At 38.4% G+C, this 21,560-nt stretch carries 17 protein-coding genes; 2 read left to right on the top strand and 15 right to left on the bottom strand.

Translation table 11 applies throughout. The annotated features are described in order from the left end of the window. Positions 1–249: 249 nt before the first annotated feature. On the top strand, positions 250–525 hold the full coding sequence (locus Hs30E_RS03535) for an RNA polymerase epsilon subunit (protein ID WP_172207990.1): 276 nt from the start codon (positions 250–252) through the stop codon (positions 523–525). Positions 526–597: 72 nt separating this feature from the next. Then, on the top strand, positions 598–2,295 hold the full coding sequence (gene rnjA, locus Hs30E_RS03530; protein ID WP_172207988.1) for a ribonuclease J1: 1,698 nt from the start codon (positions 598–600) through the stop codon (positions 2,293–2,295). A 219-nt stretch (positions 2,296–2,514) separates the two neighbouring features. Here rnjA and Hs30E_RS03525 read toward each other — a convergent pair whose 3' ends face one another. The 15 genes from Hs30E_RS03525 to Hs30E_RS03455 form a co-directional block, all read right to left on the bottom strand. Then, entirely contained in the window at positions 2,515–6,411 is a 3,897-nt protein-coding gene (locus Hs30E_RS03525; protein WP_172207986.1) for a mucin-binding protein, read from the bottom strand. A 343-nt stretch (positions 6,412–6,754) separates the two neighbouring features. After that, the gene (locus Hs30E_RS03520) at positions 6,755–7,729 is read right to left on the bottom strand and encodes a helix-turn-helix transcriptional regulator (RefSeq protein WP_172207985.1); all 975 of its coding nucleotides are present in this window, start codon (positions 7,727–7,729) and stop codon (positions 6,755–6,757) included. 147 nt (positions 7,730–7,876) lie between these two features. Next, on the bottom strand, positions 7,877–9,517 hold the full coding sequence (gene add / locus Hs30E_RS03515) for an adenosine deaminase (RefSeq protein WP_172207984.1): 1,641 nt from the start codon (positions 9,515–9,517) through the stop codon (positions 7,877–7,879). Positions 9,518–9,684: 167 nt separating this feature from the next. Further along, a complete protein-coding gene (locus tag Hs30E_RS03510; RefSeq protein WP_172207983.1) occupies positions 9,685–10,494 on the bottom strand; it encodes a DNA/RNA non-specific endonuclease in 810 nt (269 codons plus the stop codon). After that, positions 10,481–10,942 (bottom strand): SprT family protein, encoded by a 462-nt coding sequence (locus Hs30E_RS03505; protein ID WP_172207982.1) that lies wholly within the window; start codon positions 10,940–10,942, stop codon positions 10,481–10,483. The genes Hs30E_RS03510 and Hs30E_RS03505 overlap by 14 nt, the downstream gene beginning before the upstream one ends. Beyond that, positions 10,932–13,085 (bottom strand): Tex family protein, encoded by a 2,154-nt coding sequence (locus Hs30E_RS03500; protein ID WP_172207991.1) that lies wholly within the window; start codon positions 13,083–13,085, stop codon positions 10,932–10,934. The genes Hs30E_RS03505 and Hs30E_RS03500 overlap by 11 nt, the downstream gene beginning before the upstream one ends. A 165-nt stretch (positions 13,086–13,250) precedes the next feature. Further along, the gene (locus Hs30E_RS03495; RefSeq protein ID WP_172207981.1) at positions 13,251–14,387 is read right to left on the bottom strand and encodes a nitrogenase component 1; all 1,137 of its coding nucleotides are present in this window, start codon (positions 14,385–14,387) and stop codon (positions 13,251–13,253) included. Beyond that, positions 14,350–15,615 carry a nitrogenase component 1 gene (locus Hs30E_RS03490; RefSeq protein WP_172207980.1) on the bottom strand — a complete coding sequence of 422 codons (1,266 nt, stop codon included), beginning with the start codon at positions 15,613–15,615 and terminating at the stop codon, positions 14,350–14,352. Before Hs30E_RS03490 ends, Hs30E_RS03495 begins: the two co-directional genes overlap by 38 nt. After that, positions 15,587–16,366 carry a nucleotide-binding protein gene (locus Hs30E_RS03485; RefSeq protein ID WP_172207979.1) on the bottom strand — a complete coding sequence of 260 codons (780 nt, stop codon included), beginning with the start codon at positions 16,364–16,366 and terminating at the stop codon, positions 15,587–15,589. Before Hs30E_RS03485 ends, Hs30E_RS03490 begins: the two co-directional genes overlap by 29 nt. A 23-nt stretch (positions 16,367–16,389) precedes the next feature. Continuing rightward, complete coding sequence (locus Hs30E_RS03480; RefSeq protein ID WP_172207978.1) at positions 16,390–17,139, bottom strand: class I SAM-dependent methyltransferase; 750 nt, start codon at positions 17,137–17,139, stop codon at positions 16,390–16,392. Next, positions 17,140–17,745: a hypothetical protein gene (locus Hs30E_RS03475; RefSeq protein ID WP_172207977.1), complete on the bottom strand. Its 606-nt coding sequence runs from the start codon at positions 17,743–17,745 to the stop codon at positions 17,140–17,142. A gap of 1 nt (position 17,746) precedes the next feature. Then, positions 17,747–18,361: a phosphate starvation-inducible protein PhoH gene (locus Hs30E_RS03470; RefSeq protein WP_172207975.1), complete on the bottom strand. Its 615-nt coding sequence runs from the start codon at positions 18,359–18,361 to the stop codon at positions 17,747–17,749. Continuing rightward, positions 18,348–19,073: an ATP-binding cassette domain-containing protein gene (locus Hs30E_RS03465; RefSeq protein ID WP_172207974.1), complete on the bottom strand. Its 726-nt coding sequence runs from the start codon at positions 19,071–19,073 to the stop codon at positions 18,348–18,350. Before Hs30E_RS03465 ends, Hs30E_RS03470 begins: the two co-directional genes overlap by 14 nt. Next, complete coding sequence (locus Hs30E_RS03460) at positions 19,070–20,575, bottom strand: ATP-binding cassette domain-containing protein (RefSeq protein ID WP_172207972.1); 1,506 nt, start codon at positions 20,573–20,575, stop codon at positions 19,070–19,072. The genes Hs30E_RS03465 and Hs30E_RS03460 overlap by 4 nt, the downstream gene beginning before the upstream one ends. After that, positions 20,559–21,449, bottom strand: coding sequence for an ABC transporter permease (locus Hs30E_RS03455; RefSeq protein ID WP_172207971.1), 891 nt, complete (start codon positions 21,447–21,449; stop codon positions 20,559–20,561). Before Hs30E_RS03455 ends, Hs30E_RS03460 begins: the two co-directional genes overlap by 17 nt. Between the last annotated feature and the right edge of the window lie 111 nt (positions 21,450–21,560).

Here is a 21,560-nt window from a genome sequence, read left to right as displayed (position 1 = left end):
AAAGAAAAACAAGAAGAAAAGTGTGAAACAAAATCTTTTACAGTGCTTGTTAAATGAGCGTGTTTTGTGTGCTGTTATTGGAAATTTGTGATGTTGTTTGATAAATTAAATTTATGAAACGACCGTGGCCGTTTTAGTAGATTACATTGCAACTACTACCATTTTATGATAAAATAGAGATAATTGCAATAATGCGACCTAATTTTTAGGTGCACCTGTAAAAATAAACAATAAACTGGAGAAAAAAACATGCTTTTCAAAGTCTTTTATCAAGAAACAAAAAAACGTAGCCCTAAACGTGAAACAACACACTCGCTCTTTTTAAACCTCGATGTGCCTGAAGTTACTGACGATAATCTAACGGATGCTGAAAAAATGATTGTTCGTACTCGTAACGGTGTCATTCAAGCTCGCGATGTGATGCGCAACAACACTGACTATCATGTCGAATTTATTGACGCCATTAGTGATGAACAAGCAGAATATGAAAAAGAATCTGCGAGCTTTGCCATTACAACATTTTAATGACCCTTACAACTTGTGAGATTTGTCACAAGTTTTTTAATCATACCCAAAATACAAATAGAAAAGAGACTTATGACTGATAACAGTTACACAAATTTAAAAATCAAACCCGATGAAGTCGCGGTTTTCGCCATTGGCGGACTAGGTGAAATCGGGAAAAACACTTACGGTATTGAGTATCAAGATGAGATTATCATCGTTGATGCGGGTATCAAATTCCCCGAGGACGACTTGCTCGGCGTGGACTACGTTATCCCAGATTACAGCTATATTGTTGAAAATCAAGATCGGATTAAGGGCGTTTTCATCACACATGGTCACGAGGATCACATTGGTGGGATTCCATTTTTGCTCAAGCAAGCCAATCTGCCGATTTATGCTGGGCCATTGTCGCTTGCGCTGATTCGTGGCAAACTCGAAGAACATGGTTTGTTGCGTGATGCCAAACTCTTTGAAATTCATCCCGATGATACCATCAAGTTCAAACATTTGAGCCTGTCATTTTTCCGCACAACGCATTCAATTCCTGAACCAATTGCCATGGTCATTGACACGCCACAAGGAAAGATTGTTGCAACCGGTGATTTCAAGTTTGACTTCACACCCGTTGGCGAGCCTGCTGATTTGCACCGCATGGCTGCGCTTGGGGACGAGGGCGTTCTTTTGCTCCTTTCCGATTCAACAAATGCTGAGATTCCAACTTTCTCTCATTCTGAAAAAGTTGTTGGTGCGTCAATCCAGAAGATATTTGAACGGATTGACGGTCGGATTATTTTCGCCTCATTTGCCTCAAACATTTTCCGTCTGCAACAAGCGGTTGAGGGGGCGGTCAAGACTGGGCGTAAAATCGTTGTTTTTGGGCGGTCAATGGAGAAAGCTATTGTTAATGGGATCGAGCTTGGCTATATCAAAGCACCAAAAGGCTCGTTTATTGAGCCTGGCGAGGTCAACCAATATCTGCCTCATGAACTGTTGATTATGTGTACAGGTTCGCAAGGCGAGCCAATGGCTGCACTCTCACGCATTGCAAACGGCATGCACCGTTTTGTGACCTTGCAAATGGGCGACACTGTTGTCTTTTCGTCTAATGCCATTCCTGGTAATACGCATGGTGTTAATCAGCTGATTAACAGAATTTCCGAGGCTGGTGCTAAAGTTGTTTACGGCAAGATGAACAATATCCATACCTCTGGTCACGGCGGTCAGCAAGAGCAAAAACTGATGTTGCGCTTGATTAAGCCTAAGTATTTCATGCCTGTTCATGGCGAGTATCGCATGCTAAAAATTCATGCAGGTCTCGCCCAAGACACTGGCGTGCCAAAGGAAAACTGTTTCATTTTTGAAAATGGAGATGTTCTTGCATTGACGGCTAATTCGGCACGTCCTGCTGGTCATTTCAATGCACAAGATACTTATGTTGACGGCAATGGCATTGGCGATATTGGTAACGCTGTTTTGCGTGATCGACATGAATTGTCTGAGGACGGTGTTGTTCTAGCCGTTGCGACTGTTGATTTCAAGAAAAAGATGATTTTGGCTGGTCCAGATATGCTGAGCCGTGGTTTTATCTACATGCGTGAATCTGGCGATTTGATTCGTTCGGGTCAACGTGTCTTGTTTAATGCGATTCGTAAGGCGATGAATGATGAAAATGCTAACGAGGCTAGCGTTTCTCGCGCCATGACCGAGGCAATCAAACCATTCTTCTATCGTGAATTAGAGCGAAATCCGATTATTATTCCCATGATTTTAACACCTGATAAGAAATAAATAAGTAAAAAGCTTGACACCAAAATTGGGGCAAGCTTTTTTTGATAGCATCACTTATTCCAAAAATAAACATCAAAAAGGCGGTCTCTTAAAATGAGGGGGAGACCACCTTTTTTCTGTGTATTTGAGGGAAATACACAGATGAATGATGTGTAACTATTCATGAAATTTAGTTTTACTTGGGCTTCATGAACCCAAGTTTTTTGTCATAGACTTGTCTCAATTATAACAATGTGACAATTTATCACTTTCGCCTAAATCTGGCATTCTAATACCTAATTCAGTGGATAACTTGAGAGGCATATCACAGGCTTTAAAAACTACTGCTTGCCCAGCTTCTGTGGTAAAAAGGAGCGTATCTTTTGAAACATCATTGACAAAAATAACTTCGTCGTCATCAAGTAAGAGATTGTAGACTTGGCTAACTTGCCGATACGCCTTTTCTGGTGCTAATTCTAAAAGTTTGACCTGTTTAACAAAACCATTTTTAGTCGCAATGGCAATTTTGTTTTTCTCATCTAGTTTGTCAAAGATTTTCGCAAAGATAACTTTTTCATCAGCAACGACATTAGAAACAAGCTCGCTGATATGATTACCAGAATCATTTTCATCAACAAGAGGAAGATTTTTCAACTCAGTAACTGATCTGTAAATCACATGACCGAGATTTGTGAAAATCATGAGGCTATCCGTGCGACAGGCTTTTTCAGAAAAGATAATAGATTTATTAGATTTAAATGTAAGATACTCATCTCTTGTCAGATAACTTGCTGTTGTTCGCTTAATGCAACCAGTAGCCGTTATCGTCACAAGAATATCTCGCTTTTTAGCCAAAAATGTTGTCACGCCAATACCCGCAAGTAAGCCACCGAGAGCAGGTAAATTCTCAACGATTTCTTCCAACGTATCTGTATTTGGCAAAACCTCTGGAATGACTGGGTCAGGTGCCCCATTAGGTGTTGGATCCGTTTCATTTGGAATACCATCGCCATCAATATCAGCATCACGCTCATTTGGTATGCCGTCACCGTCAATGTCATCGTCCTTACTATTAGGAATACCGTCACCATCTACATCGTAAGGATTAGCAATTGGTTTAGTCCTATCGCCATTTTCATATGTATTATCAGGAATAGCCGTCCCTGATTGATCGCCATTTGGTGTCTTATCAAAGTCATTGAGAATGCCATCGCCATCAATATCATCGTCTATTGCATTCGGTACACCGTCGCCATCAATGTCAGGATCTTGTTGATTCGGAATGCCATCGCCATCAACATCTGTTGGCCCTTTAATTGGTGTCGTCAAATTGCCATCATGGTAACCATTATCCTTAGAATCAGTCGCGCCATCAGGTGTTTTATCCTTATCATTTGGAATACCGTCGCCGTCAATATCATCATCTTTAGAATCACTGTCTTCCAATAAGTCACTGTCTTCCAATGAATCGCTGTCTTCCAATGAATCACTGTCAAAAGTAGAATCAGAATCCCACAACGAATCAGAAACCCAGTCCTCATGATAAGTCACAACACTCGTCGTCTTATCATTATTTGAAACATCATTAAAATTTATTTTGTTATTAGTATTAGCAATTGTTTCCGCCTGCTCAACCTTGTACTTAGGGACTATTATAACATCAGGGGCTGGGAATGTCACATTACCAACTGCATCAACTGTTACACCATTACCAATAGCAGCACTATCTAACGTATATTCTGGTGCCTTAGGATTACCCGCATAATCAGCAAAATTTGCCGTGATTTTCTCATCTGAACTTCCCAGTATTTTCGTCATATCCCGATAATAAGTATAAGTAACCTCAGCTGTCATGGTATAGTTATCTGGCAAGAGTTCTGCTGATGAAAAATGATCATCATCAGCATACCTATAGATTACCTCATGAAAAAGACGTTTCGTCTCCGTCACAATTTGAGATTTGTGAACCAGCTCAACGATAAACTCTTGCACAATCGTGCCATCCGTATCAAAGGTCGTCACACCATCCACGAAAGAATTAGCGCTAACCGTTAAACCCTGAGTCTCAAAATTGGCAAGTTTATCAGCCGTCGTGTAATTAATAACCGAGCCACTCCCGCCATCCTGAGGTGTATCAGTCAGTAAAATCGTCCCACCAGCCGTCATGTCTTTGTAAATGATTCTAGCTTTCTGCATTTCACCAACGTATGTAATATTATGAACTTGTGGCACACTATCATCTGTTGATTTCAAGTTATTAGTAGTATCTGTTGGCTCACTAGGAATACCTAAATTAATCTGATTATCCGCAACCGGTACGCCATCAATCCTAGCACGATAACCAGGAATCACAAACTCACCACCAAGTGTTGGAAAATCAATCCCTGTTGTTGATGTTTGTGTTCTAGTCACAACAGCGCCATCAGGTTTCGTAATCGTCAAAATACGCTTTTGAACAGACGGCAAAACATAGAATTTATTTTCTTGTGGCACACTATCAAGCAAACCAAAACCATTTGACGTATTGTCAGCTGTAAAGTTAAAATTAACGCTTGACCCATCAGACTGATAGACAGCATTTGAAATACCTGTTCCTATTTGTTGACCCGTAAAATAGTAGCCAGCTGCAACTGTTTGCACTTGCGCAGATACCGCCTTGGTAACTGTATCCGTTAAATTCCCCTCTACAACAGTATTTTCAGTTGTTTGATTAATTTGGAAATTTTTAAATTGTTGCAAATCACGTTGCCATTTGACAGACAAGTTTGGATCTATATCAAAAACCGTTTTAGATGGATTCAAAATTTTATCATAATGGTAACCTGATAACCCTAAATCTGGTGCATTATAGTAAACACCAGCATTTTCATCTTCATTACCAACAGCCATCTTAGCACCACGAGGAATTATAACTGTTGCATTATTAGCGAGTTTATTACCAGCATCATCTTCAAACTTAACAGTTGCAACTGTTTTCAAATAAGAACCAGACAAAGATTCAAGCGTAATATTCGCAGAATTTCGACGTCCCAAACCACCATCTCCATCTCCTACATAGCCAAGATAAACCGCTGAATTTTCTGGAATTTTATACCTAACTGTCTGGCAATTGCCACGGTCAGAACCTATACCACCTGTATAAACATTCGGATTAACACGATTAACTCGATTTTGGTTAATCTGATATTTCATCGTCAAAATATGTGTCGTATGATTATAGTCACCTGATATTGTAACATCTGTAAAAGCATTAGCAGCTATATCTGTATAGTTTTGGTCAGCATAACGACCACTTGTACCACCGTCCATTTTGATAGAAAGCGCACCACTTGATAGAATAGCAACATAAGCACCCTCATTGTGAAGACCAACAAAATACATGTATTTCCCTGGTGCATCGCCATCCGCCAAGGACCCTGCTGAGCCTTCCCCATTACCATCTTCTTTCCCTAATTCATTGCCAAGATTTGACGGATGTACATTTGACACAAAAAAACCTGCAGCTGGCATTTCTGCATTTTGTGCATTGACATTCGTTGAAAAACTAAAGTCTTGTTCACTATCAATTGCTTGGTTAAAACCTGCAACAATACTACCTTTTGTACCAGTCACAAGCGTATTACCACGCCATTCAAAAGCGCCACCTAAAGCATAAGTATAGTCATATGACTCTGAAACATTATGCCTGAAATCATTTGCAATATCTGGTTCTACTGTAAAATTCATCCAAGAGACATTTGAATCTGGTAAAAGAATTTCACCAGCCAATGGTTCAGCACTTGCCAACTCAGAAGTTGTTATACCTTTTGCAAAACTAACCATTTTTTTGCTAATACGCGCTGATAAACCGCTACCATGCACAACCGTTGCTGCTGTTGCAACAATCGCCAAAGCCGAACTCGCATAAAACCATTGCTTACCAGATTTCCATGAACGGTAATGCGTTTTTTTCAACTCTTTCGTCAACCGATTCAACTTATAAACACGCTCATACCGCCCAAGTGATACTTTTTCTAATGGTGTATGTTTACCAGTAACGCCAAAAGCAAGTCCCTTATTATGCCTCCCTGAAAGCAAACTAACCCCTTTATTTCGCTTCCCCCACGAAATACGATTAAATTTAAACGCTTTTATCATCACATTCCTCTTCTTTTTACCTTATAAATCTGCCATATTATTCATTCATTATAAGAATATTTTATCAAATATTTTTCAAAAAGTTAAAAAGTGTTCGATTTTGGGACACTTTTTTTGATAATTTTTCAATAAACTTGATGCAATCAATTTTATCAGTTATTTTTTTAGAAACGCAAAAATGTTTGATTTTGAGACATTATTCTTAACGCTAGTCTTTAATCACAAGAACACAAAAAAAACGCAATCATAACTCTTTCGAGTCACAACAGCGAAGAAATTTGAATTATAAAATTTTTTCAACCTTTAGTCGTTTTGTTTTTATTTTATAAATATAATCTTTTTATTAAGTAAGTAAATCATAATCTTGCGACACACCGAGTTCTTCACGCCATTTAGCAATTTCTTCATGACTAAGGTCATAATCATCTTCTGCATAAAGTTTATCACGATTACCAAGAACCTTGTTATTTTCAATGACGAACTCCGAAACAAGCAACAACTTTTGGAGATTGACGGCAGCTTTGGCATACTCACCAGTTAGCTCCATGTAAATAATCTCAGACAAACGCTGAATTACCGATACCTGCAAAGTCAAAATATTATGTCGCGATGCTTGTATTTTCGTATAAAATCTCTTAATCCGTGCGACATCACGCAATGCAAGACTTTTAGCAAACAAAGAATAACGAAAAATCGTGATAATGCTAATCATATAGTTATCATCGTATTCAATAATCGAGCGATCATCTAGGACATCATACAAATTGTCAAGCAAGTTAATTTCCTTGAAAGATTTGACCTCCGCAAGCGAAAAAATAACCATAACTTCATAACTCGTCCATAAATCTCGCTTCATTAACTGCTGATAGAGTTCATCAAGCAAATCTGAAACATCTGTACCTGCAATCTCATCTTCCAAGATTTTCATCAGTAAAATCGTCAAGGGAAAAAATTCCTTGATATAGTGATTAGTCCGAAAAGTATTGAAAACTTCCTTGTAAGCACTTGGATAATTCCCCACAAACTGGTAAGCTGACAAAATCTGCACATGAACGCTGATAATATCATAAGTCTCATAAGGCGATGCTTGATGTGACATATCAAACCAATCTAGTTTCAAATATTCAGACGAATAAATCTCATAAGGTGTCAAATTCAATATCTGGGTCAAAATCACAGCATCTTCTGGCGTTAATTTAGCATTGCCTGTCGTTAAACGATGATACCTTGAGCGAGAAATACCTTTATCAACAATTTCTCTTATCTTAATCTTTTTTTCCTGGCGATAGTATTCAAACTTATCAATGTTATTTATCATTTTCTCCTCTTCTTCTTCAAACATTCCTTATGCTTTTTATTGAAAATTATAGTATTTTATAAGCTATAAAAAATACTAACCATTCTGAAAACGTCCCCACATTTTATTGTATCAAAAAAGAAATAATCTTCAAAAGAATATCAGTAGTCAATCCTGACTTTCAAAACTTCCCCCCGTTTGAAAAGCTTTGTCCACTGGTTCTAACTTTTTTTGTAACGCCTCTCTATTGGCTTTTAAATCATAATAATCCTGTTTTTCAAGCAAAGCTCTGACTTCTGCTGCAAAAGCTGTCCGCTTGTGGAAAGAATATTTAACCAAATAATCATCCGTTGCATTAATTTTAAAGGACATTTTAAAAAGTTTGATAAGCGCAAAAGCTAAAACAATCCCAACAATAACTAAACCAACCATACCAAGCAAACGCGTTTCATGATTAGAAAGCCCTTTGATAAAACCACTTATCGGGTTTTTCGCCATCAACTTAGCAAAAGTTTTCTCCCCCAAGGGCCCTTTAATCGAACCAAAAATCATCAGCGCAAAATTGATAATAACCACACCCGCTGCTGCACCAAAAACAATAAATTTGACGATTGAGCTAATCAAATACTTGGTCAGATAAACACTCATTGACTTACCTTCTGCGCGAATAAAGTGAATTTTCCGTGTCAATTTTGCACGATTGAAAACTTCCTTTTTAGCTTCCAGAACTTTCTGAGCCAAAACCGCATCCAACCTGTCAATCCTCTCTTCAATCTCCAAAGTCGGCATTTCAGCCTTGACAACCGCACCAAATTCCTTGCCCAAAGCCGTTCGCAACTCATCTGACATAAAACTTGCTTCAAAAGCATAGTTATTCATTTGCCGAAAATCAATTTCATTAAAATCATACCATTCGGCAAGTTTGAGATATTCATCATTGAGCGTTGTGCCTGAAACCGTTCGATTATCCGTGTTAATCGTCACTCTAACACCCGCATCAAACAATTTCTTAAAGGGATAATTTTCTAGCTTATCAACAGCCCCAGTCTGAAAATTAGAGGTCGGTGCCAATTCAAAAGTCGTTTTATTTTCAGCAAGCGTTGCCCAAGTTTCTGGGTGCGCATTGATAGCAACACCATGACCAATCCGACTTGCACCAGCAGCAACTGAGTCTAGTACATTTTGCGCACAGCCACATTCTCCCGCATGTAAAGTCAAGGGAATGTTGTTTGCCTTGACTTTCTCCAAAACAGGCGCAAATTTACTGACAAAGCCAGCAACTTCTTCCCCAGCCAAATCAAAACCAGCAACATTTGTCAAAGTCCCATCAACAATGCCATCAACCAACTGCATAACAGAAGCAACTGGCTCATTGCGCATCCCTGATAAAATCAGGTTTGACTGAATACCATAGTGAATTTTACCCGCTTCCAAACCACGCCCCACAGCCTGAACAGCCTGTATCATCGTAAGCCCACCCGCCAAATGCTGAGTTGGCGCAAAACGAATCTCAATATAGCGAATCGCATCTGCCACACACTGCTCAATCACATCATAAGCTGCAAGCGCAAGATTCTGCTCCGTTTGAAGCAAGGGCAAAACAAAGTCAAAAGGCTTGAGATAACTCCTCAAATCATGCCCCTCTGTCGGTGCTGTCAATCTTTTTTGCAATTCAGTATCTAACAAAGGAATTTTAATCCCAGCATTTTTCGCCAAAGTGCGAATCATCTTCATCGAAATTGAGCCGTCAAGATGACAATGTAGCTCAATTTTTGGTATTTGCTTAATTTCTTGAATTGAAGTTTTCACTTTTTACTCCTTATTTGAACTTCAAGCTAACTTACGTAGAAAAAAGATAACTTGCAGAACCTGCGCCAGCGCAGAACCGTCAATTTCCTATTTTTCTACGTAAGTTTGCGCTACGCGCACCGCTTTCAGTATCATTATTTTTATCAATTCTTTCAACCTAAAAATATCTAACCCTTAAAAGTCCCAACTCCAGTTGCATAATCAATCGTATAATTTGGCTGCACATTAAACACATAAACATTGAAATCACAAGCCTTACCATCATCTTCAATCGACTTTGCCATTAAATGTACCCCACGTGGTAAAAGTTCAGCCCCCTCATAAATCGGCGTTACCTGATAACGCACATGCAGCCGCTCATAGTACAAAACATCTGAAATAGCCGTCTCAAATTCCTGCATACCAGGCGAGTTCATCGCTCGTGTCCCTGTTACCAGATTCTCCTTGCTACCTGCATCGCCCGAAAACATCCACGCCACCAAATGACTACGATTATATAACGTAACCAAGCCATTACCAAAATAAATCTCCTGATTATTGGACTTGCCATCGTGATACCAACCGATTGGATCGTTCGGGATACGCGGTCGCTTCATGGTTTTAACTGCCATATATTGATCATAACTCAGACGAGCATTGGCTTGCTGCGCTCTATCTAAAGCATCTAGCGCTGAAAATGTCAGCCAGTAATCTTCCTCAGAATCCTGACGCAACTCTTCTTGCGTAAAAGTTGCCCTACCACCATTAACCTCAGTAAAATAATCATCTGAACCAGCCCATTTAAGTTTAAGAAAATCAGAATTAGCCTGACTATTCTGATTAGAAAACGATTTCAAATCGCCAAACTGACTAGGCAGAAAATAAACCGCCAAGCCAATCAAAACAACAACTGCAACAACTAACTGTTGCCTTCTAGTCAGCTTCTTGTAAAATTTCCTACCTGTTTTAAGTAACTTTTTCTGCTCAGATTTTTTCACAATGATTTCTCTCTAATGCTAATTTCCCATGACAATTGCCACAACGATAGTTGTCAACAGCCAACTTTCGACGGCGCAGATAAATCTGACCACAAGTCTGACACACATAAGTCAAGTGCTGACTATCAGGCAATGTCGGTGCAAACCGCAAACCACCAACCTGTGCCAATAGATTTTTAAAGTCAGAATCCGCATGCTTATAGCCACGTCCCGCACGATACAGATGATAATGTACCAATTCATGTTGCACAATCTGCCGAAAAACGTCTTCAGAAAATTGGTCATACATTTTTTCATTAAAATCCAAATGCAAATCTTTCGGGAAAAATCTCCCACCTGTTGAGCGCAAACGCCCGTTAAATCGCACCTCATGCTCAAAAGGTTGACCAAAATCAGTTTCTGACACCCATTTGACAAAGGCTAAGAGTTGGTCATCTTTACTTGTCATCATTTTCTGGTAAATCTTTCGGCGCAACCATCGACAAGCCGACCTTGCTGCCACGACTTTGGTCAATTTGATAAACCCAAACCGTCACAATCTGACCAACAGCAACGACTTTTGAGGCATCTCTAACAAAATTTTTCGACATCCGAGAAATGTGAACCAGCCCATCTTCTTTAATACCAATATCCACAAATGCGCCAAAATCAACAACATTTCTGACCACACCTTCCAGTTTTTGACCAACACGTAAATCCTTGACTGACAAGACATCCGACCGCAAAATCGGTGCATCAAAATCATCCCGCAAATCACGACCAGGTTTGAGCAAATCAGAAATAATATCTTGCAATGTTTCCTTACCAACCGCCAGTTTTTCAGCCAATTTCGGCAAATCAGCTTTTTCAAGTTTCACACGCGCCGCCTCATCCAGCTCAGAAATGCCAAACGCCGCAAACAAATCAGCCACAACTTTGTAAGATTCTGGATGAACGCCTGTATTATCTAGGATATTGTCACTATTTGGAATGCGCAAGAAACCAGCCGCCTGTTCAAACGCCTTAGCACCAAGACGTGGCACTTTCGTGATTTCTGCGCGCGATTTAATCACACCATTTTCCTCACGATACGCCACGATATTTTTGGCAATGGTCGCATTCAAGCCCGCAACATGGGAAAGCAAACTGCTGCTTGCCGTGTTGACATTGACACCGACTTGATTGACCACCGTTTCGACAACAAAATCAAGATTATCCGTCAACTTTTTCTCAGACACATCATGCTGATATTGCCCAACACCAATCGCTTTGGGTTCAATTTTGACAAGTTCTGCAAGCGGATCTTGCAAACGCCGCGCAATCGAAATCGCCGAACGTTTCTCAACTGTCAAATCAGGAAACTCTTCCCGCGCCAATGGACTTGCCGAGTAAACGGACGCCCCACTTTCAGAGACGATAACGTATTTTGCCGACAAATTGTTCGCCTTAATCACGTCAGCGACAAATTGCTCACTCTCACGCGAGGCTGTGCCATTGCCAATCGCAATCATCTCAACTTCATAATCTGTGATAAGTTTCGCTAAATCTTTCTTAGCTTGTTCAATCTGTGACAATGAGGCAGGTTTAACAGGATAGATAACAGTCGTCATCAACATCTTGCCTGTCTTATCAACAATGGCAATTTTCGCACCCGTTCTGAAAGCAGGGTCAAAGCCAAGCACAACTTTGCCTTTCAATGGCGCAACCAACAAGAGATTCCGCAGATTTTTGCCAAAAGTCTCAATCGCACCATCTTCGGCACGTTCTTTGAGTTCTGCCCGAACATTGCGTTCCATAGCAGGCACAATTTTTGATTTCAGCGCCTCATTAATCGCTGTTTTCAGATAAGGATTATGTTTGGCATTGTAGCGATTTTCAAACATCAACACCATTTTGTCAAAATTATTGTCAAATTTAACGCTCAAAATGCCGAGTTTCTCGCCACGATTGACCGCAAGCACACGATAATTCGGCATCTCAGAAATTTGATCCGAAAAATCATAATAAATCTGAAAAACACTTTTCTCATCAAGACTGGCATCTTTTTCAACGGTTGCCAAACGAGAATTTGTCTTGATTTCGTTCAACACCCAAGCCCGCATCTTGACATCTTCGGAAATGGCCTCAGCTAAAATATCAAGCGCTCCCGCAATCGCATCGTTAGCGCTTGGTACCTCTTCATTTAAAAATTCAGCAGCTTTTCCAGCCACATCACCATTTTGCATGATGAGTTTAGCCAAACCAAAAAGCCCACGCTCCTTGGCAATCATAGCTTTCGTGCGACGTTTCGTCTTATAAGGCAGATAAAATTCTTCGACTTCAGACAATTTCTCAGCTGCCAAGATATTGTTGCGCAACTCATCCGACAATTTGCCAAGCGCCTCGATTTTAGCCAAAACCGCAGTTTTACGCTCATCAAGTTTAATCAACTTCTCATGTTCATCAACAATATTTTTGATTTCAACCTCATCAAGATTGCGCGTTACCTCCTTACGATAACGCGCAATAAAGGGAATCGTATTCCCATCGGCTGTCAGCTCAAGCACCGTATTGACTTGCTTAGGTGTCACATCAAGCGACACTGAAATTTTAGTAATCTGTTCGTTTTGCATATTCTTTTCCATTATTTAATTATACCACATTGGAAAAATACTTTTGTAATAAACTATCATATTTTTTACAAAAATTTTATGAAATTCTTCTAATAATCAATACACCATTGCCTAAAAAACTCTGTGATACGTCATTATGCGCATCACAGAGTTTTTCAAAAGAATTTATAACTTAAAATTTCTAAAAATTGGATAATCTTTGCGATAAATTTTGCTTGAAACCGCCTCATGAGGCAAGGCGATTTTTTCAACAGTCTCATCTTTAATCAAACTTAAAACTAATGGATCGCCAATTACTCTTTTATAACCGGCATTGACAGCTGTCATAATTTCTTTTTCTGTCTTCATCACAAAATCGCCCTCACTTTTTAAAGTCTGTTCTAAATCAAAACAAGATGCCACAACAACTTTTTTAGGGCATGCTAAACTTTCTCGAATTGAATTTGCAATGATTTGGTCATGAATGATAAGCGTTTCTTTCTCAACATCAAGCTCAAGTGGTTCAGCCACCAAAGTTGTCATTTTTCTAAGAAGCGTCGTCCCCGCTCCGATTGGTATACCACAAATATAGGGAATGTCATATTTTCTTGCCATTAATTTAGCAAGTGCTAATCCTGAATGACTTATCACAACATTTAAGGCTGCCGTTGCGGCATTTTTTATGTCATCAATTGTTGTTCCCATTGCAAAACAAGCGCCGATTTCATAATTATTGTCTACAAAAAAACTTTTAATCTGAGTTATATTATCATTAATACCAAAATCTAGCGGACTAGCACCTAAAATATTAAGCTGTTGTTTCTTTTTTTGTTCAGGTGCTTTGATATATTTTTTAGCCAAAGCGACTAACGCCAGACTAATTCCTTGATGATAAAACAATTGTCCTGTGGTATCAAAGCCAAAGGTCGGTATCCCCAAGCGTTCTTCGATTTCCATTGCAATGCCTGTGAAATCTGTCCCAATTAACATAGGAACAGGTGAGCCTAAAATAGCAATAAACTCTGGTTTTAGGGCTTCTGCAGCTACTTTTATTTTTTGGATTAATTTTTCATCATCGCCCAATACCGCATCAATTTCACGCAATCTTGAACAATAAACAAAACTTTTTGAGTTATACCAACGCGGTTCGTCGTAACCAGTATAATTGCCCGTACAACCCGAGGCATCATGGATGACAATCAAACCACCCAATTCAAATAAAGCCGAACAAACACCTGAATAATCTGGTGCAAATGGTGGCAATGTGACACATAATTGACTCATTTCACACCACCAATCCTGCTCTATGAATTTCAATTTCAAGACTGCTTGTGTTAAGACTCGCTTGAATCATCTTATCAAGCAAAATTTCAATCCCCTGAAACCCAAACATGCCCTCGTCTAATTGTTGCTCAACCAAATGATTTGACGTGAAATAATAGCCTGCTTCAAAGCCAATCGCAAGCATTTCAGCTTGTTCTGTACGCTTGAGTGGCGCATCAAACTGACTATGAAGATAAAGTTGAATCTCAGTATTATCACTTATCCAGTCACAATCTTCCTGATCAATTTTTCTGAGTTGATCAAGACAAATTGCCTTGACATTAAAGCCATTTTCATACAAAAAACGTGCCAGACCAAAAGGTCTAAATGTTGCCGTATCATCAATGACAATCTCTCGCTGCCCGACTATCTCACGCGCTTGCTTTATTTTATGACTAAGACTTTTCTCCTGTTTTGAAAAATCTACTTTGGCTATGCCAAGTGTGTCGAACAATCGCTTATAATTTTCTAATATTTCTTTTATCGAAAAACTAAAATTAAATTGAAAATAAGGCATTTTTAATCGTTGTGTCATATCTATTGCCGCCATTTTTCCAAGGGGAGATAGAAGTAGATTGAGCTGCGATTTTGCTAACTCTTGATAGGCTTGATACGTCTTGCAATCACTGATATGCTTGAGTTGAAAACCAGCATTACCAAGCACTTCATACAATTCTGATTTCTCGTCAATTTTAACATTAATACCTGACAACAAAATTGTTTTTTCTGTCATATCTTGTGACGTCAAAAAACTATAAATTGTTTTTTGAATATTGACAGCTGGTGGTAATTTAGAATCACTTTGAATTGGATTCATGTGACCCATACTAAAAGCAATATCTGGTTGTTGCTCACGTAACTCATCAAGTAAGCTGTCAACATCTGTCCCCATCAAGTCATCAATACAACTGACAACAATTAATACCCCTTTAGGGCGAACTGGTAAAAGTCGTAATAATTCGCCAATATTTTCAAGCAAAGCCTCTTCATACCCACCTGAAATAATATCAGCTTCATCCAAATACAAATAAGACAATCGCTCCTTATAACCGTGGAAAATAGCGCCTATTGCGCCGTGACGACCACAAGCCGACGGACAAACAAAAAGTTGATGAATTTCTGGTACCAACATCCCAACTCGAACAATTCCCCAATCTCCATGCGCTGGGGAAGAATAGCCTAATCTTGATGAGGGTTTCTTATTTAAGGCACAAAGACTCAGGCACATACTCACACACCTCCATAATTTGTTTAACCAAGGCACGGTACTCATCAGCCATCTCAGAATCTGGTAAGGCCTCAATCACTGTCTGTCCCTTTTCTTCTGCCTCTTGTACGCTTGCACTTCGAGGTAAAACTCTCGTCACTTTGGTTTCGATTTCTTGTGCTAACTCATTGACCAGCTCAATTTCATTGGCAACATTTCTTGCATTCAAAATAATGCCTTGCATTTTGGCATAGCCACGCCCCTTAAAGTTTTTGATTGCTAAGGCAATATTGGCTGCCGCATAAATTGCCATTTTTTCACCTGAACTAACAACAAACACATGCTCAGCATAACCGCCACGAATCGGCATAGCAAAGCCACCGCAAACAACATCGCCAAGAACATCATACAAAACAACATCTGGCTGATAAATCTCATAAGCACCAAGTTCTTCTAATTTATCAAACGCCGTAATAATCCCTCGACCTGCACACCCAATACCTGGTGTCGGACCACCAGCCTCCACACAAAGTACACCATTATAGCCTTCTTTTACAATGTCAGCTAACGCAATCTCATCACCTTTTTCACGGAGCATATTTAAAACAGTGTTCACTGGCTTGCCAGCACAAAGATTTGTCGTTGAATCGGCCTTTGGATCGCAACCAATTTGCATCACTCTAAGTCCCATTTCAGATAATGCTGCTGATATATTTGAGGATGTTGTTGATTTGCCAATGCCACCTTTACCGTAAATTGCAATTTTTAACATTTTAACATTCCTTTCTAATATTATCATTTTTCCATATGATTTACAATATAGCACACGTTATTCTGTCGTTGAAAAAAACGAATCATCTTCAATAGTTGCGCACGATTTTCCTTTTTTAGACCATTTTTCAGAATCCGAACTGTCCCACTAATGCCCTCATCTCGTAGTAAACCAGAAAAACTAAGCAAAGAGCACTTACCAACTTGAAATTCATGTTTAAAAGCCGTCTTAGCAAAAAGCGCACGCCACTCACCAATTGACAAGGGGGAAATTGGCATATTAACTGTTTGTCGTAACTTATTTTTAGTCTGTTCATTTTTTACCTTGAAACAAACATCTTGGGTCAATAATTTACCACCAGACTTCAAAACACGATAATATTCTGCCAAAGCTTGTTGTTTCTCATCTTCATCTAGCATTGTCAGCATCGCTTCATTGATGATACAATCAAAATAATTATCAGGAAAAGGTAAATCTAAGGCATTAGCAACTTGAGTTGATGCCAAGTTCGTCAAATTTTTTTCATTGATAGCAAAATTAGCACGCTTAATGGCTTCAGAATCAAGGTCAATACCGATAACTTGACTGCCAAATTTCTCAGCAATTTCCATCACTGTATCGCCTTGATGACAAGCAACTTCTAAAATTTTCTTATCCTTAGAAAATTTACCTCGCTCAAACAACCAGTTTGTTGCCACAATACCGCCTGGTCGCAGACGTTTTTTACCAATTTCCGTTAAAAAAACATAGCCTGGTTTTTGTTTGTCTGTCATCTAAATCTCTCCATAAGCCAACCATAACAACATGCCTTCAAGCATTCGCTCGGTCGCAGGCATAAAGTAAGCACCATAATGGTAGTCAGGATCTAAACAAGTCACAACCCAATTTCCTTTACTGGATAACTTATCCACATAAAAAATAACACCACTATCATCTTTGGAAATCAAACTAACCGCTCCTTTTGGTAAGTCAAAATGACCATGCTGATGCCAAGTACAATCTGCCAAAGTCAAATAATTAAAAATCGGATAGCTAGGTGTCTCAATCTTCAAACCGCTATCAGGATTCTCTTGTGTCCACCACCAAAAATTTGTCACCCCATCATGCCAAGTTAAATTAGGGACTAAGTCAATCGGTTGAGGACCAAAAACAGCAACTGTTCCACCATTATCAGCAAAATCTCGAATTTTTTCTTTATTTTTTTCTAATAAAGCTAGCGGTAACTGAGAAGGAATCCAAAGCACCGCCAAATCAGCCAAGGAAGTCTCCGCCAAATCCGGCAAATAAATTATCTTTTCTATGAACTGTGCAAATTTTGGTTCATTCAATGTTTTATAATGAAAAGCATTTCCTGCATACAATGCGCCTATTTTTCTCAATTTATTTCCCCTCTAATCTTGTGAGTTCATCTTCTACCCACTTTGCAACATTAACAGAGATGACATCCGTTGATTTATCTTGATTTTTATAGCCAAATAATTGACGGCCTGCATGTACCAAAATCGTCCCTTTAGTCGTTTCGCGGTCAATATATGAAATCACACCACCTGTTTTAAAAGTCAAGGAAATTTCAGCATGTTTGGGTGGTAAATACCAGCCACGCGCATTAAAACCTGCAACGCCTTTATTATAAGTCAAATCATCTGCCTTAACACCTTTGAAAATGCTAGAATTTGTCGCAATTTTAATCTCATAATCATGATAACTAATCAATCTCTTAGGCATAAATAAAGTCGCACCGGGAATAAAATCTCGAAATAATTGACCACAATAGATAACAATTTTTTTCTCATCAAGAAATTGAGAGATGGCTTCTTTGTGTTTAAATAACAACTCCTGATCCACAAATTCCGTTATCAAAAGCACTTGGTAATGCGACAAATCATTAAAATCAAACGCATACTGATCCACTAAATCAATAAATGGTGCAACAACTTGATTGATTGCAAAGGCATTATTGGGATATAACTGGATTATTTTGTTAAATTCTGACAAATTCTTTTCTCCTTGATGTAAAATAATGACTAGCTGCCAATAATTTTTGAGTATAGTCTTGTTTAGGGGCATCTAAAATCGTTTTCGTTATCGCTTTTTCGACAATTTTACCTTGCTTTAAGACAATAACTTGATCTGAAAAATTTTCAATCGTTTTAATATTGTGTGTAATAAAAAGTATCGCAACACCTGACAGACTGATTTCTTTAAAAATCTTCAGTAATTCTTGTTCATTTTCACTATCCAAACCAGAAGTAACCTCGTCAGCAATAATCAAATCAGGTTCGCATAAAATCGCTCGAATAATCGCCAAACGCTGTTTCTGACCACCTGAACATTCATGCGGATATTGTGTTAATAACTGTTTATCCAACTTCAATTTGTCAAGATAAACGTCAATTTGAGTGCTATTTTCAAGTTTCTTCGACAATTTCAAAGGCTCTAACAAGGATTTTCCCATCTGCCACTTTGGATTAAAAGAGCGACCTGGATTTTGAAAGATATACTGCATTTTCAAATTGGCAATTTTCGTCACTTTACCTGTTGTCAGATTTTTGATGCCACTGATACATTCCGCAATCGTTGATTTGCCACTCCCTGATTCTCCGATCAAGCTGATAATTTCACCTCGATTAATCGAAAAATCAATCGCTTCAAAAGCACATATGCCATCAAAAAATTTACTACAATTGTCACATTGAATCAATTTCATATCACCGCTACCTCCTCAATAAATTTTTGATTTTCTATTCTTAAGATACGATCTGAGATGCTATGTGCAATCTCTAATTCATGTGTAATAAATAACAAACCAATCTGACGATTTTTGATTTTAGAGACAAGTAAGTCAACGATTTCTTTTTTCAATATCGGATCAAGAGCGCTCGTACATTCATCTGCGATAATAAAATCTGGTTCATTGATAATCGCTAAAGCAATCATTGCGCGCGATAACATTCCTCCTGAATTTTCATGCGGATAAGATTGCAAGATTGTCTCATTTAACCCAACATTTTCAAGCGCTTCAGCCACCTTTTGCCGATTACTTTGATACTCGTAAAACTGCTCGCCTATTGTCAAAACTGGATTAAATGCCGCATTTGCATCTTGGTAAATGTAGGTGCATGTCTTGCCGATGACTTCTTTTTTAGCCGCCGTTGTCATATCAATCTCTGCTATTTGAACATTGCCAGACATATTTTCAGGCGGTAACAAGCCATAAATTGCTTTGACAAAACTCGTTTTACCAACGCCCGAAGCCCCCACAATACTGACGATTTCTCCCGCTTTCATTTCAAATGACACCTGTTCTAATATTAGTTTATCATCAAATTGAAGCGTCAAATCAGTCACACACAAATTAGCATTTCCAAAATAATTTTTGGGATTTTGAGACTTTTTCAACTTCTTCTTGTTTGAAGTTATCTTAAGATTATTTTGAGGTTCATTTGCAAAAGTTAAACAAATCGTTGTCAGTAGCAAAATCACAATAGCAGGTAAAACTAACCAAAGCCAACTGTTATTTAAAAAGATGAGTTTATTAACAAAGCCCTCATTAATAATATTACCCAAAGTTATCACGTTTGGATCACCAATCCCTAAGAAAGCTAGACCTGTTTCAGCAATAATCGCCCCACGAAACTGGATAATAAATTTTGATTTGACAAGTGAACTAATATTTGGCAAAATATGTTGCCGTAAAATATGCCACATACTGCCACCAAAATTTTTAGCAGAAATAACATAAGCCATTTCTTTGAGCTGTAATACTTCTGCGCGAATCAGACGCATATAGGCAGGCCAAGTCAAAAAACTCATCATCAGAATCAATTCAAGAAAACCACCACCTGTAAATGCTGCCACAATCAAAATGATAAGCAAATTTGGAAAAACCATTAAAATATTAGCAAGACCATTGATAAATTTATCTGATAATTGATGAAAACCTGCTAATAAACCTAAAATCGCACTCAAAGCTGTCGAAATCATGGACACAATCAAGCCAAAAAGGAGACTTGTAAAAGTGGCATGCGCAAGTCTAGTCAAAACATCCTGCCCCATTGCATTTGTCCCAAGTAAATGCGCCTGATTCGGTAACATTGACATTTCAAATGCAATACTATTAGGTGCATAAGGCGAAAATTTCATCATAAAGAAACTAAGTAACAAAATCATTAGAAAAAGAAAGGTTGAAACTTTAAATTTTTTCAACATTTTTTCCTCCAATTCTCGGGTCTAATTTTGGATAATACAAATCTGTCAAGAGATTAATACTCAAAATAACTAAGGCAAATATTAGAAACAAGCCTTGCATTAGCGGATAATCACGTGATAAGATTGATTCTTGCAATAATAAACCAATTCCTGGATAGGAAAAAAGTGTCTCTACAAAAATAGCTCCTGTTAGGATAATCGCAATTCGTTGCATCATCAAAGTAAAAATTGGTAATAAGATATTTCTAAAAACATGCCGATAAATAATTCGATGGTGTTTGAGTCCTTTCATCTCAGCAAATTCAATATAAGGTTGCTTTAAAATCTCCCTTGCTTGATTTCTAACAATCAAGAAAATACTTGGTACATTTGCCAAAGTCAAGGCTAAAACAGGCAAAATGCCATGTATCAGCCTATCTTTAATTTGAGACCAAATTGATGCATTTTCTAAAAATGACGTTTGCGCGCCACTCATCGGCAACCATTTCAATAAAATACAAAAAGGAATCACAAGTAACAAACCAATCAAATATTCTGGCAGTGACGATAAAGTCAACATCCCGATAAAAATGCCTTTACTTCTTAGCGTTTCTTTTTTATCTGCCACAAAAAGTCCCAATAAAACACCTATGAAAAAAGAAAAGAAAATAGAAATACCAACGACAGCAAGTGTATAAGGCAATCTCGTCAAAATCAACTGTATCACTGGCTGCTGATATAAATAGGACACCCCAAATTTAAACTGTACTAAATGACGCAAATAAATCAAAAACTGTTGCCAAATTGATTTATCCAAATTGTAGTAGCTCATTAATTTTGCTTGTTGCGCCGCAGTCATCGTTGGCCCATCACCTCGTCCTAAAATAAAATCCAAAGGACCTCCTGGAAGCAATCTTGGCAAAAGAAAGAGCAAAACAATAAGACTAGCAAAAATAATGAGATAAAACCTGATTGTCTGCTTCATATGTTTAACGCCTCATTCTAC

The organism is Pseudolactococcus hodotermopsidis (assembly GCF_011170085.1).
In the GTDB taxonomy this organism is placed as follows: Bacteria; Bacillota; Bacilli; order Lactobacillales; family Streptococcaceae; genus Pseudolactococcus; species Pseudolactococcus hodotermopsidis.
Note: the sequence above shows the minus strand (reverse complement) of the source record. Positions and strands in the feature narration are given on the sequence as shown.

Coding starts and splice junctions, on each gene's coding strand:
- Hs30E_RS03535 (WP_172207990.1), top strand. CDS start 250: ATGCTTTTCAAAGTCTTTTATCAAGAAACAAAAAAACGTAGCCCTAAA.
- rnjA (WP_172207988.1), top strand. CDS start 598: ATGACTGATAACAGTTACACAAATTTAAAAATCAAACCCGATGAAGTC.
- Hs30E_RS03525 (WP_172207986.1), bottom strand. CDS start 6,411: ATGATAAAAGCGTTTAAATTTAATCGTATTTCGTGGGGGAAGCGAAAT.
- Hs30E_RS03520 (WP_172207985.1), bottom strand. CDS start 7,729: ATGATAAATAACATTGATAAGTTTGAATACTATCGCCAGGAAAAAAAG.
- Hs30E_RS03505 (WP_172207982.1), bottom strand. CDS start 10,942: ATGACAAGTAAAGATGACCAACTCTTAGCCTTTGTCAAATGGGTGTCA.
- Hs30E_RS03500 (WP_172207991.1), bottom strand. CDS start 13,085: ATGCAAAACGAACAGATTACTAAAATTTCAGTGTCGCTTGATGTGACA.
- Hs30E_RS03490 (WP_172207980.1), bottom strand. CDS start 15,615: ATGTGCCTGAGTCTTTGTGCCTTAAATAAGAAACCCTCATCAAGATTA.
- Hs30E_RS03485 (WP_172207979.1), bottom strand. CDS start 16,366: ATGTTAAAAATTGCAATTTACGGTAAAGGTGGCATTGGCAAATCAACA.
- Hs30E_RS03480 (WP_172207978.1), bottom strand. CDS start 17,139: ATGACAGACAAACAAAAACCAGGCTATGTTTTTTTAACGGAAATTGGT.
- Hs30E_RS03465 (WP_172207974.1), bottom strand. CDS start 19,073: ATGAAATTGATTCAATGTGACAATTGTAGTAAATTTTTTGATGGCATA.
- Hs30E_RS03460 (WP_172207972.1), bottom strand. CDS start 20,575: ATGTTGAAAAAATTTAAAGTTTCAACCTTTCTTTTTCTAATGATTTTG.